This window comes from Legionella cardiaca (genome assembly GCF_029026145.1).
GTDB lineage: Bacteria > Pseudomonadota > Gammaproteobacteria > Legionellales > Legionellaceae > Tatlockia > Tatlockia cardiaca.
In genome coordinates, this window is sequence record NZ_CP119078.1 from 3205873 (window position 1) to 3218204 (window position 12332).

The following is a 12332-nucleotide window of genomic DNA, read 5'->3' on the forward strand; positions in this document are numbered from 1 at the left end:
CTTGAATTGCATAATGATTACAATGAATAAGGATTTATTAAATTATAAGTCACAATTCATAACAGTTATTCTTCTTCTTGGTTATACTTTTCTGCATATTAGGCTAACTGGTCGTTATGTGGATGCGACATTTGACCAGTTACTGGATTTTTCTGCCCGCCTTCCTTTTGGACAGCGCGTTTTAATGCCGGCAATTGCCAATGGTTTGTCTTTTCTTTTGCCTTTAACAGCGAGTGAGCTGTTCACAATCACTGAGTTCATTACGAATAGTTTATTTTATGTCAGTCTCACTAAATTACTTTGTCAGGAATTTAGTCCCCGTCAGGCACAAGGACTGAGTTGGTTATTTTTTCTACTCTTGCCATTAGTGACTGTAATCAATTATCGCTTTTCTATTACAGGCGAGGCGGCTATTTATTATCCCTACGATAGCGCTTCGCTTTTTTTTATGGCGACGGCATTTTTATTGTGTTTGCGTGAGCGCTGGATTTATTTTATCCCTTTGTTATTTTTAGCAACGTTTAATCGCGAAAGCAGTTTTTTACTGGTGCTTATGATCCCTGCTTTGCATTGGGATAAATTACGTACGGTTGTTAAGCCTCTGGTTTTTTCTCTACTGACCTTTATCCTGGCGAGGATAATTATTTTGTTCCTGGTACAAGAGCTTCCAGGGCAGCTTTTAGAATTTTATTTTAGAAATGCTGATCATACTCATTTTGAAGTCAATTTATCTTGGCTGTTTAATGAGGAACATATTCTACTATTTATTTTTGGTTTCGCAGGCTTACCATTATTCTGGTTTGGTTTTTATGATTATATACCGCCGCAATACCGACCATTACGCTATATTGCCTTGGTTTATTTTTTAGGCTTATTAGTCATTGGTAATTTTATGGAGGCACGAATATTTATAGAAATTGTTGTTCTCCTGTATTTACCAGTTTGCGTGGCAATGCGGCGTTGGGCACAAGATCTTGAGCCCTTTTCACAATCTCCTGGTGTGCTTCCTTATGTAGAGCGGTATTTTGTTCTAGGAGTATTGCTTCTTACCATTTTGTTTCACAAGGTAATTAATCCTGTGATTGTTTGGTTTGCAAGGTAGCTTTAGCAAGCTTATTGCTATGAATAGTCGCTAAAACCAGTCCTAATTCATAGAGCAAGCAAAGCGGCACAGCCAACATGATTTGCGATAAAACATCGGGGGGGGTGAGTAGCATACCCATAGTAAAGGCGGCAACAATGATGTAAGGTCTAATTTTTTTTAATAAATCAACATCAACCCAGTTGAGGCGCACCAAAGTCAAACAAACCAGTGGGACTTGAAAACATAATCCAAATAGCAAAAGCATACGCGTAATAAAATCCAAAGCATAAGCCATATCAGGTAATAGTCTAACGCTTAAAGGTACGGCTTTCGCAAAAAATTGGAACATGAAGGGTAAGACGATGTAATAACAAAATAACATACCTAAAAGAAACAAAGACAAACTTATTAAAATAGCGCTCCTAAGGTTGTAGCGTTCATGTCTATAGAGCCCTGGTGCAATAAATTGCCAAAGCTGTAGCAAAGCGAAAGGTGCTGTACAAAGCATGGCAGCATCTGCGGCAAGTTTTAGCGGTGTTAATACAGGTGAAGTAATTTGTGTCGCTATTAAAGAGTCTTTGCTGCCTAAAGCGCCGAGTAAAGGCGCAACTAGTGTTTGAAATAAATCATTAGCAAAGAAAAAAAAGAAGAAAAAAAATGCTGTAAAAAAGAAGACTACCAGCAAAGCACGACGACGAAGTTCGAGTAAATAGTTAAGCATGGTTTAATAGAGTTTGACCTGGCACCCTTTAAACTAGCATGTCTTTTCTGATTAACAAAGAATTCTCTGTTCGTGAGAGATTTTTGCCAGATAAAGGACAAAGATTGCGTATTAAGTCTATATTAATATTGATTTAAGGTTATGCGAATAAAATACGGGTATCCAATGTATCCTCATTTTATAGGAATATTATGCCAAAGTATTTGATGTTTGATCATGGTGGCGTTTTAGACGGCAGCGTGGTAATGAATTTAGACACCATCGATGCAGAAAATGATCTTGTCTTGGAGCCGTTCGATTGGGGTGGTGCTCAGGTTTTAAGAAATGGCGTCCAAATTGTTGCATTGATGAATGAACTTGTTGAGCGATATCAATATCAAATTGTCTTCCATTCCAAAAATAAGGAAGAGGACCAACTTAAAATATTGCTGCAATTGCAAGCGGCTTGTCAGCTAAAAAAGATAAGCTTTCCCCCTGTACTTGCAATGGCTGTTTTTGATCCTGAACGCTATACAGAAAGCTCAAGCAGCCCCAGGACGATAATAATAGAAGGTGGTATTCACCTGGCCGCTTGGGGAGCCGATGATTTCGATGGCAAAGCCTCAGTGCGCAGAGCCTTGGAAAAATTACTGAATATAACCGACCGTAGCCAGCATATTGTTTTTGATGATGGTGAACCGAATGTAAATACGCCTAGAGAAGAAGGCTATCAAGCTTTTTTAATTGGCGAAGGCAGCGAACGAGTAACACTCGATAGAGCGCTGACACAAGTTGTTAATGATGCTAAAAAAAATCTACCTCCCGAAGAGCAATTGCGTAGGGATTTAATAATAAAAATTGATAATTATCTTTATTGGCGAGAACATAAGAATGAGGACGATCGTCGCGGTTATAAGCCAGGCCTATTTACCAGATTACGTCATTATACGGCTTTTGGTAAGAATCGCGCCCAAGAGCTTAAAAAGACACTAGAGAAAGCTAAACCAGAAGAAGTGATAACAAGACTCCAGGAACATTTGCAACAGCATTCAAAACTGGATAATCATTCTCTCGACACTTACCTATTAGAGGCTGTAAATAAGCATAAAATTCTGTTTCATATAACTGAAACTATTGATCTACGTAATAAACATGATAGAACAAGCCTGCGTGATAAAATTCAACAAGGCCCACAAGGACATGTTTCCAACAGTCTCAATTCAACGAAATAAGTACTATCTTCTATGATTCCTCTGCAGGCATTTAAAAAAGCCAAGCAGAGGATAAAAAAGCGGCGATTTTAACCAAACAAAGCAGTAAAAAAATTATAATGTTTTATGTATTATCGATGTCCTGTTTGGCGCTTTCCAGGGCTTTTTTGTTTTTAGTTTTTATTTGGGTTTCGATAAATTTTTCATTTTAAATAGTAATTAAAACGACATTTTATAGGCCCTTTTTTAATATTATTTTGCTATAATTCAGCTTCGTTTTTTAAGTGAAGCAAATTATGCATCGTCCGCGTAAGCGCTTTGGCCAAAATTTTTTGCAGAACCCACAAATTATCAATGAAATATTGACTGCACTTAATTTGCAGGAGAATGATAAGGTTGTTGAAATTGGTCCGGGGTTAGGGGCTTTGACAGTCCCTTTATTACGACAATTAAAAAAATTAACAGCCATTGAAATTGATAAGGATCTTCAGGCTCATTTAGCCTCTTTGCCTGTTGCTTTTAATAAATTGCAGCTGCTTGCCGGGGATGCCTTGACAGTTGATTACAGTCAATGGGGCGAGAAATTGCGGGTACTCGGTAATTTACCCTATAACATTTCGACGCCACTGCTTCTTCACCTGCTGAAATATGCTCAATTTATTGAGGATATGCATTTTATGTTACAGAAAGAAGTCGTGTTGCGTTTAGCGGCGGTACCAGGGACAAAAGCTTATGGACGGTTAAGTGTGATGGTGCAATATTATTGCGAGGTGGAGTATTTATTTGATGTTCCGCCGGAGGCTTTTCACCCTAAGCCTAAAGTCGATTCGGCTATTGTACGCTTAACGCCCTATCGTCTCTCACCTTATCCTGAAATAAGTCCAGCGGCATTGGAGTCGCTTGTAGCGCAAGCCTTTTCCATGCGACGAAAAACATTGGCAAATAATTTAAAGTCTGTACTCAGTGCAGCTCAGCTGACTGAATTAGGTGTTGATCCAGTTTCACGACCTGAACAAATAGCCGTTAAGGATTATGTGCAGATAGCGAAATTTGTGACCAATTAGTGTAAAATTAATAGTACATGCCTGATCTTGGAGGTTGATTTTGTTTCACCGTTATGGAAAGAAAATAAAGTCGCTAAACGCAAAATCCTTAAGCGACTTAACTCGTATTGTGCAAGCTCCCCTATTGTTAGCTGAAGATAAACGCAAGGTTTTAATAGCACAAATTAGAGAGGCAAGCGCCTTAGAAGAGGCGCGTTATGACAGCTTGTGCGTGAGTCTTATGCATAATTTTGTCAATCATTGTCAAAATCTACCAGAAACAGCCAATAGCTATTATTCGCAACAAGGTGGATTTTTAGATCATGCTTTAAATCGCACAGAAGCAGCGCTTTCTTTATTTAAGCAATATGTTATTCAGGAAGGAGCTGCTGAGTTATCTGAAGAGCAGAAATTATGGCAATATGCACTATTTTCCGCGGCAATATTGCAAGGTATTGCTAAATTGCAAATCGATTTTAAAGTTGAACTTTATGATAACCATGGACAATTTCTAAAACAATGGAACCCCTTATTAGAAAATTTAGTTTCTGTAGGGAGCCATTACAGTTATGAATTTCAAAAAGAATCGGATGAAGATTTCCGTCGACGTCTCAATTTACTGCTTGCTCGCTTGTTAATGCCTGTTAGCGGTTTTTCCTGGATTGCTTCAAACCAACAGGTGCTCGCTGTTTGGCTTGCACTGCTTAACGAAGATTTACAGGGTGCGGGAACCTTGGGGGCGATTTTGATACGGGCCAATGCCATTGCACTGCAGCGTTATTTTAACCAAATGCTGGTAAGAAATTACGGTTCTCGCGGTGGACGTTATGGGCGTGCGAGCACCTTTTCTGGGGGGGTGCCGGAGTCCATTGCCGAGATGGAGCAACAAATTGGTATGGAATTTATTCAGTGGCTCACAAAGGCTTTAGATGCTGGGCGTATCATGGTAAATAAAGCGCCTTTGTTTATGGTGCCTGGTGGCATGTTAATGTCGCCTGATATGTTCAAATTATTTGTACGTGAACATCCTGAATTCAAGAACTGGCAAGCCGTCCAAAATGGCTTTTTATCCCTGGGATTACACCGTTTAGGTGCAGATGGTAGTATTCATTCACGTTTTGAGCAAAATAATAATCAACAAATGCATAGTGGCGTTCTTTTTACCGATTACGCAGTTGTCTTGCCGCCTGAAGTGCAGTTACACAATTTAAATACTGGTAAAAATAGTACGATTAGTGCAACGGAATTGATTCATCAGGCGCAATTTAATAATAACTTCACGCGTCAACAAGGTTCCTATGCGGCTACTCCTATGACTCACTTAAATGCGGCAGGAAAGTGGCAGCCAATTACCTCTCCCACGGTGCAATCGCTATTTAAACCAGGGGTAACCAACGGTGCCTGATTATGCGATAGGGGATATCCAGGGATGTTATGAGCCTTTGCAACGGTTGTTAGAGCATATTAATTTTGATGATAAGATAGATAGGCTATGGTTTGTTGGTGACTTGGTCAATCGTGGCCCTCAATCTCTTGAAGTGTTACGCTTTGTAAAAGGGTTGTCACTCACGCCACGAATTACCTTGGGCAATCATGATTTGCATTTATTAAATAAGCTCTTTGGTGGACATCCTCATAAAAATCACGATGACAGTTTGCATGCTGTATTAGCGGCAAGCGATGGTGAAGAACTCGGGCATTGGTTGCGTCAACAATCTATTTTATATCATGATAGTCAATTAAATATTGTCTTGTGTCATGCAGGCATTCCACCTGTTTGGGATTTAGCGGAGGCTAAAATTCATGCGCGTGAATTAGAAATGGTTTTAGCCGGTGATAACTATCGTGATTTCTTTGCGCAAATGTATGGCAATGAGCCACGTTGCTGGTCACCTGAGTTGGTTGGGATGACAAGACTGCGAGTCATTACCAACTATTTCACACGCATGCGTTTTTGCGATGCTAACGGGTGTTTACTTCTGGACTATAAGGGCACGCTTAAGGCTGCACCTGAAACGTATCTTCCCTGGTATGCGGTTCCAAAACGAAAATTCATTCAAAGCAATATTGTCTTTGGCCATTGGGCTGCCTTAGAAGGCAAATGCCCTGATCCAACTATTTATGCCATTGATACAGGCTGTTTATGGGGTGGAGAATTAACAGCACTTCGTTTACAGGACAGGCAGCGTTTTTCTGTCCCTGGATTGAACTAATAATACATTCGTTTTTTCAGATCGTCATCCTTCAAAGGGGTTATGTTTTCAGGATGACAGGCTCAGGCGTCTTGCCCTGAATTAAAATTACTAAATCTAGTCATGTAATAGTACTGGGCAAAGATCATTGCTATTGTGTGAAGAGAAATCGAATAGCCTATACTGTGAAGACACGTCCAAATTTTGGCAAATTAATTGCAGAAAAAAGAAAAAACATTTCTTTTTGCGAAATAATTTTTGCAATTGGCAGACTATGAAAAAATATTTATGGCTAATAAGTATAGGACTCATCTTGCTTACAGCTTGGCTCGGCAGACTTGTATTAATGGGCAAAGCGATAGAGGTCGTCCATCCCGAGTATGGAACCGCTGTGGAAGCTGCCTATGCGACTGGTACTGTTGAAGCTACTGTGATGTTGCCAATTTCTACCCATATTTCTGCACGTTTAATCAAATTAAATGTTGACGAAGGTAGTGAAGTTGTAAAGGGACAAGTTCTGGCGCAGCTAGAGGATGAAGAGTTGCAACAAACCTTGGTTGAGCAAAAAGAGCGTGAAGATTTGGCACGTAAACGTCATGAACGCAATGCTGAATTGGTTAAACGTGGTGTGGTTTCCAAGGATGAGTACGATAGAACCTTGTCGGAATTGCGCACTGCTGAAGCCGCCGTACATGCTACGGAAGCACAAATTAAGTATTTAAAATTAGTCGCGCCCGCGAATGGTCATATTATTCGTCGGGATGGCGAGATAGGGCAATTAATTCCCGCTAATCAAGCCGTATTTTGGCTTTCCTGTTGTGCCCCCTTGCGCATTTCTACCGAGGTGGATGAAGAAGATATTGCTGAAGTTCATTTAGGACAAAAAGTATTGATTCGCGCCGATGCTTTTCCGGGGCGCATTTTTTACGGTAAAGTGCAAAGTATTACGCCTAAAGGGGATCCTGTTGCACGAAGTTATCGTGTCCGCATTGGTTTTACAGAAAAGACTCCTCTATTGATTGGGATGACTGCTGAAACGAATATTATTTTTCATGAAAAGAAAAATGCTTTGTTATTGCCTGTAACAGCGGTTACAGACAATAAAATTTGGCGTGTGCAAAATCATCGTCTCGTTCAGTCTACAGTATTGGTGGGCGCGAAAGGATTCAAACAAGTGGAAATACTAAAGGGCGTCAACCCCCAGGATTTGATAGTTTTGCTTCCTGATGCAACGTTGCAAGAAGGCGATCGAGTTCGTCCTATTCTGGTTAAACAGGAAAAAGAATGAAGTTATTCTTATTAATTGCCTTGAAACATTTACTTGCACGTAAACGGCAAAGTCTAGTATCTCTCATGGGAATTATCCTTGGTGTTGCTTTCTTTTTAACAATTTCCGCGTTGATGCAAGGCTCAGAAAAGGATTATCTTAAACGACTTGTTGATAATTCACCTCATATTACCATTGTTGATGAATATCGTAATCCGCGATTGCAGCCTGTACAACAACTTTACCAAGAGGGCGCTCTTGAAATTCACAACGTTAAACCTTTAACCGAAACACGCGGTATACGGGGTTATGAGCAAATCCTGACCTATTTATCTTCGATGCCTGGATTGACTGCATCACCGGTATTAGTTGGTCAGGCACTGGTTAGTTTTTCAGGAAGAGATGTTTCCATTACCTTAAATGGTATGGTACCTGAAGAAATCAAGAAGGTGTCAACCATCGAAAACTATATGCTTGAAGGCACAGTCGATGAATTGCTTATTAATCCAGATGGCATTGTGATTGGTAAGGAATTAGCGCGAAAATTATCATTAACTTTGGGTGATAATATCACGGTTACTACCCCAACGGGCCAAGTACGTGCATTTAAAATTCTTGGTATTTTTCGCATGGGACGTGTGGATTTTGATACAAGTCAGACCTTTATAAGCCTCAAGCGCGCTCAAGCCATTTTAGATCGCGCTAATCGGGCAAATAATATCATGATCAAGTTATCCGCCCCCTACCAAGCTCATGAGCTGGCTATGCAAATTGAAAAAAAAATTGGCTATCAATCAATTTCCTGGCAAGAAAAATCCGAAGATATCCGCAATACCTTGTTCATACGTAATATCATTATGTATAGCGTCGTGAGTGCTGTGTTAATTGTTGCTGCATTTGGTATTTATAATGTTATTTCCACGGTAGTCATGGAAAAACATCGAGATATTGCTATTTTGAAATCAATGGGTTTTCATCGGCGTGATATCCAATTCATTTTCCTAATTCAAGGTTTTCTTCTGGGACTTATAGGGAGTGTGCTAGGTCTGCCCTTAGGGATGGGGCTCATGTATAGCCTCATGCAGGTTAAACTTAAGCCTTCAGGGAGTTCAGAACTCATTAATATCCCTGTTGATTGGGGGTATCCTCAATTTTTGGTGGCAACTGCATTCGCAATGATTGCCGCAATGGTCGCTGCGTTTCTTCCTGCGCGCAAAGCAGCTTGCGTGCAACCCGTAGACATTCTTCGTGGAGGATTATAACGTGCGAGCGGTAATCAAGACACATCAACTCACACGTTGTTTGGCAGGAGAGGTCCCTATTACTTTAGTCAATAATATTGATCTTGAAGTTCAGCCAGGTGAATTTGTTGCCATCACAGGGCCATCTGGCTCAGGTAAATCGTCATTGCTTTATTTACTAGGCCTGTTGGATAGACCAACCAGCGGTAAATTGTGGTTGACTGGGGAAGATACAGCAACTTATAACGAAGATAAATTAGCCGATATCAGATTGTCGCAGCTTGGTTATGTTTTTCAATTCCATTTTTTACTGCCAGAGTTTACCGCTTTGGAAAATGTGATGTTACCAATGCAACGTTTGCAAAAATTACCTGCAGAGATGATGAAAAATCGTGCGCAAGAATTATTATTAAGTCTGGGTTTGAAAAATGAACTTAATAAATTACCTAAACAGCTTTCTGGGGGACAAAGCCAACGAGTCGCAATCGCTCGAGCGCTTGCCAATGAACCGCTTCTTATTTTAGGCGATGAACCGACTGGAAATCTGGATACGGCGGCAAGTGCAAATGTTCAAGCTATATTAAAAGAAATTGCTCATCACTATGGTCGTACAGTCATTGTGGTTACCCATGAGCCTGCTTTTGCTTCGCTGGCTGATCGGGTAATTCATTTGGTTGATGGCAAGATTAGCAGCTGACCTGTTAGAAATCACAATGAGCATAACATCCGTTATTCTATAAAAAGATTTTAGCGAATAAGTGCAACAGGACTAATGCAATAATAAACGGTATGATTATTGACGCAAAAGGCTTATTAATTGGTTTGGCACCTGCGTTAACATTGACATCAATGCTGTTTACTATGTTTGAATCATAAAAAGTATCTTTATCAACAATAATCGCCTGAGGGGGAAGTTGAGCTGATTCAGGCGTGATATTGCTTACTTTTTTTACGGCAGTACCTATCGCTAAAAACTCGATTAAACCATTACCCAATTGATAAACATAGGTTTTTACCCCAATAACATCGTCAGCGCCAATAGTTCTTGCTTCTTCATTGATAATGGCTAAAGCGTTTTCTCGCGCATCGTAAATGAGTCGTGTTAATTCATTAATTTCACCACGAACAAAGGATTTTAAAGCAGAGGTAATTCCACCAACTAATCCTAAAGAATAGACAGAGGTTCCTAATAAAAGACGTAGTGGCATATATCCCTTACTGGCCATATTCCACATTTCTATATTGGTCATGTCACTACTAATGGGATCATTTATTTTATCTGCGGGTAATTTAGCATTGAATGAGGCAGTCCCTACCATCAGCATTTCATTAACACCACCGAAGGGAAGAATCGTTGTTTTAATACCAAGAACAGCATTTGCCTTGTGTTCTTTAGCGTGACCGATAATGCGGGTGAGTGCCAAATGGCGTGTATGATTAAAAATATTTGAATATTCTTTGATTTCACCACGAGCCAGGGTTTTTAAACTTCCTAAAATACCACGACCAATTCCCATGGAGTAAGCAACATTGCCAAATGCAAAACAAACGGGTTTATAGCCAGCATCTAATTGCGCATAAAGCTCCTGGCCATCATCCGCCGTGGAGAATTTATTTAAGGGTGTAGAGCCATTGGCATGTATTCCTGAGCCAATAGCTAAGAACTCCACATTTCCCGCATGAAAGATAAGCTGACTATCAACACCTGTTATACCCGTGGCGTGATGATTGACTGCTTCTTGGAGCAGGCGCTGATAAGCTGTTTTTCTACCATCCTCAATGAGTTGGGTAATTTGAGCTAACTCACCTCCCAGCATGGCTTTTAAACCTGTTCCAACGCTCCTGATAATTCCTAAGGAGTGCACACTATTGCCTACCACAATATTTCCCGGAGCATAACCTTTCTCAGCTAAACAATAGATTTCATTCCCTGACAATCCAGTTGTAACAGCCATAGATCACTCTCCATAGAATTTGTTAATAAAATTATAGAACTAGTTGTTGAAAGATGCTTCAATGTAACCCTAAAGTTTTTCAGGTTAGATCATGTTTCCTATTATTGAAACCCAAAATCTTCTCCTAAGACCGCCGCAAACAGGTGATGAGTTTCCACTTAATAACGCTATTCAGGAATCTTTACCGGAGCTTTCGCGTTGGATGCCTTGGGCTCAAGATCCCAGCTTAAAAATGACAAAAGCATTCATTGATAACCATGTTGACTGCTGGGGAATGGATAATCAAAGAGAAAGACCTTTCATTGTGTTACTTAAGCAAGAAAACTGCATTATTGGTGCAAGTGGTTACAATGATCAAAGTGATCCCTTTGTTCCTTATTATGAAATTGGTTATTGGATACATAGTAATTATACAGGCAAAGGATTTGCAACAGAATTAAGTATTGCTTTAACCTATTTTGCTTTTGAACAATTAAAAGCAGTTCGTTTACAGATTTGTTGTCAAGCCGAAAACCATCAATCTCGACGGGTAATAGAAAAATGTGGTTATCAACTCGAAGCAACGTTACACAATCAATGCTTGGATTTGAGTACAGGTAAACCCGCAGATAGATTAATATTCTCATGTTTTAACACCCAAAAACTTCCGAGAATATTTATTAAGTACATGAATAAACCTATCTAGTTTTTCAAATTTCTATTTGATTTGGGCTTTATTTTGCTCTATCTGTTAAAAGACAAAGGAATAATATTAAAAACAACATAAGTGATAATAATAGCCATTATTCTGATTTTAAGGAGTATTTATTAATAAGGAGATAACAATGCTTAAATATCTCATTGCCTGGTTATTAGGAGTCCCGTTAAGTATATTGATACTTATCTGGTTGGTTTCACATATTTTTTAATACCTCGAACACGTCAATAGAACAAGGAGAGTTTTTATCATGAATGACCCAATGCATTGTCAGCATACGTTTAAACGAATTTCATGGACTGCCATTTTTGTCGGTGCTCTTATTGGCTTAGGATTGGGATTTTTATTAAATTTATTTGGCATTGCCATTGGTCTAAGCCTTTTTACTTTAAATCAGGATGGCTCAGTAGTACTTGCTGTGGGCGGCTTACTTGGGTTACTCATTGGCATAATTTCTTCCATGGTGGTAGCAGGCTATGCTGCTGGTTACCTTGGTCGTTTATATTGCCCAAAACGTAATCTTGGAATTGTTTACGGCTTTACTACGTGGGTAGTGGCTTTGTTACTTGCGGCCGTTATGGCAGGGCAGGTGGGGCATTATGTGGAAGCATATACTGAGAATCTCACTCATACCATGGCTCCTGCTGTGACTCAACAAGATACTAATACGAATAGCGATGAGGCCAATAATGCTGCAGTGATCAAGACAACTGATAAAAATGAAACAGAAACCAATGTGCCCGCTGCTACTTTGGCTTGGGTTGCGTTCACTGTTTTTATTTTATTTTTTGTTGGTGCAGTATCCACTTGTGCCGGGGCTTGCTGGGGCATGAATTGTAAGCGGGAAGATGAATAATTTAGCCGCGTTGTCTTTTACCGGGTAAAGGACAACTTCTTTTGTTTTATCGCAAGCTTGTTAATAAATCATAGCGACTGAATTAG

At 39.8% G+C, this 12332-nt stretch carries 12 protein-coding genes; 10 read left to right on the forward strand and 2 right to left on the reverse strand.

Going from position 1 to position 12332, the window contains the following annotated elements:
* Nucleotides 1-22 precede the first annotated feature (22 nt).
* Nucleotides 23-1102 (forward strand): hypothetical protein, encoded by a 1080-nt coding sequence (locus PXX05_RS13965; protein ID WP_275088800.1) that lies wholly within the window; start codon nt 23-25, stop codon nt 1100-1102.
* Here the strand turns inward: PXX05_RS13965 and tatC are convergent.
* On the reverse strand, nt 1071-1805 hold the full coding sequence (tatC, locus tag PXX05_RS13970) for a twin-arginine translocase subunit TatC (RefSeq protein WP_275088801.1): 735 nt from the start codon (nt 1803-1805) through the stop codon (nt 1071-1073). The two genes, PXX05_RS13965 and tatC, sit on opposite strands and share 32 nt — an antisense overlap.
* A 191-nt stretch (nt 1806-1996) precedes the next feature.
* Between tatC and PXX05_RS13975 the strand changes: the two genes are divergently transcribed.
* The 7 genes from PXX05_RS13975 to PXX05_RS14005 all read left to right on the forward strand — a co-directional run bounded on the left by PXX05_RS13975 (nt 1997) and on the right by PXX05_RS14005 (nt 9435).
* Nucleotides 1997-3016: a hypothetical protein gene (locus tag PXX05_RS13975; protein ID WP_275088802.1), complete on the forward strand. Its 1020-nt coding sequence runs from the start codon at nt 1997-1999 to the stop codon at nt 3014-3016.
* Nucleotides 3017-3288: 272 nt separating this feature from the next.
* A complete protein-coding gene (gene rsmA, locus PXX05_RS13980; protein WP_275090528.1) occupies nt 3289-4059 on the forward strand; it encodes a 16S rRNA (adenine(1518)-N(6)/adenine(1519)-N(6))-dimethyltransferase RsmA in 771 nt (256 codons plus the stop codon).
* 40 nt (nt 4060-4099) lie between these two features.
* Entirely contained in the window at nt 4100-5443 is a 1344-nt protein-coding gene (locus PXX05_RS13985; protein WP_275088803.1) for a conjugal transfer nickase/helicase domain-containing protein, read from the forward strand.
* On the forward strand, nt 5436-6251 hold the full coding sequence (locus tag PXX05_RS13990; RefSeq protein WP_275088804.1) for a symmetrical bis(5'-nucleosyl)-tetraphosphatase: 816 nt from the start codon (nt 5436-5438) through the stop codon (nt 6249-6251). The genes PXX05_RS13985 and PXX05_RS13990 overlap by 8 nt, the downstream gene beginning before the upstream one ends.
* Before the next feature lie 253 nt (nt 6252-6504).
* Nucleotides 6505-7518, forward strand: coding sequence for an efflux RND transporter periplasmic adaptor subunit (locus PXX05_RS13995; protein ID WP_275088805.1), 1014 nt, complete (start codon nt 6505-6507; stop codon nt 7516-7518).
* On the forward strand, nt 7515-8759 hold the full coding sequence (locus PXX05_RS14000; RefSeq protein ID WP_275088806.1) for an ABC transporter permease: 1245 nt from the start codon (nt 7515-7517) through the stop codon (nt 8757-8759). Before PXX05_RS13995 ends, PXX05_RS14000 begins: the two co-directional genes overlap by 4 nt.
* Nucleotide 8760: 1 nt before the next feature.
* Nucleotides 8761-9435 (forward strand): ABC transporter ATP-binding protein, encoded by a 675-nt coding sequence (locus PXX05_RS14005; protein ID WP_275088807.1) that lies wholly within the window; start codon nt 8761-8763, stop codon nt 9433-9435.
* Nucleotides 9436-9472: 37 nt separating this feature from the next.
* On the opposite strand, the gene PXX05_RS14010 is transcribed toward PXX05_RS14005, so the two are convergent.
* Nucleotides 9473-10693: a heavy metal-binding domain-containing protein gene (locus PXX05_RS14010; protein WP_275088808.1), complete on the reverse strand. Its 1221-nt coding sequence runs from the start codon at nt 10691-10693 to the stop codon at nt 9473-9475.
* Between the two features lie 91 nt (nt 10694-10784).
* Here PXX05_RS14010 and PXX05_RS14015 point away from each other — a divergent pair, with 91 nt between their 5' ends.
* Nucleotides 10785-11378, forward strand: a complete 594-nt coding sequence (locus PXX05_RS14015) for a GNAT family N-acetyltransferase (RefSeq protein ID WP_275088809.1) — start codon at nt 10785-10787, stop codon at nt 11376-11378.
* A gap of 262 nt (nt 11379-11640) precedes the next feature.
* Nucleotides 11641-12246: a hypothetical protein gene (locus PXX05_RS14020; RefSeq protein WP_275088810.1), complete on the forward strand. Its 606-nt coding sequence runs from the start codon at nt 11641-11643 to the stop codon at nt 12244-12246.
* The last annotated feature ends 86 nt before the right edge of the window (nt 12247-12332 follow it).

What these genes read in the sequence shown, in the direction of transcription:
- PXX05_RS13965 (WP_275088800.1), top strand. Translation starts at nt 23, where the DNA reads ATGAATAAGGATTTATTAAATTATAAGTCACAATTCATAACAGTTATT.
- tatC (WP_275088801.1), bottom strand. Translation starts at nt 1,805, where the DNA reads ATGCTTAACTATTTACTCGAACTTCGTCGTCGTGCTTTGCTGGTAGTC.
- PXX05_RS13975 (WP_275088802.1), top strand. Translation starts at nt 1,997, where the DNA reads ATGCCAAAGTATTTGATGTTTGATCATGGTGGCGTTTTAGACGGCAGC.
- PXX05_RS13995 (WP_275088805.1), top strand. Translation starts at nt 6,505, where the DNA reads ATGAAAAAATATTTATGGCTAATAAGTATAGGACTCATCTTGCTTACA.
- PXX05_RS14000 (WP_275088806.1), top strand. Translation starts at nt 7,515, where the DNA reads ATGAAGTTATTCTTATTAATTGCCTTGAAACATTTACTTGCACGTAAA.
- PXX05_RS14010 (WP_275088808.1), bottom strand. Translation starts at nt 10,693, where the DNA reads ATGGCTGTTACAACTGGATTGTCAGGGAATGAAATCTATTGTTTAGCT.
- PXX05_RS14015 (WP_275088809.1), top strand. Translation starts at nt 10,785, where the DNA reads ATGTTTCCTATTATTGAAACCCAAAATCTTCTCCTAAGACCGCCGCAA.
- PXX05_RS14020 (WP_275088810.1), top strand. Translation starts at nt 11,641, where the DNA reads ATGAATGACCCAATGCATTGTCAGCATACGTTTAAACGAATTTCATGG.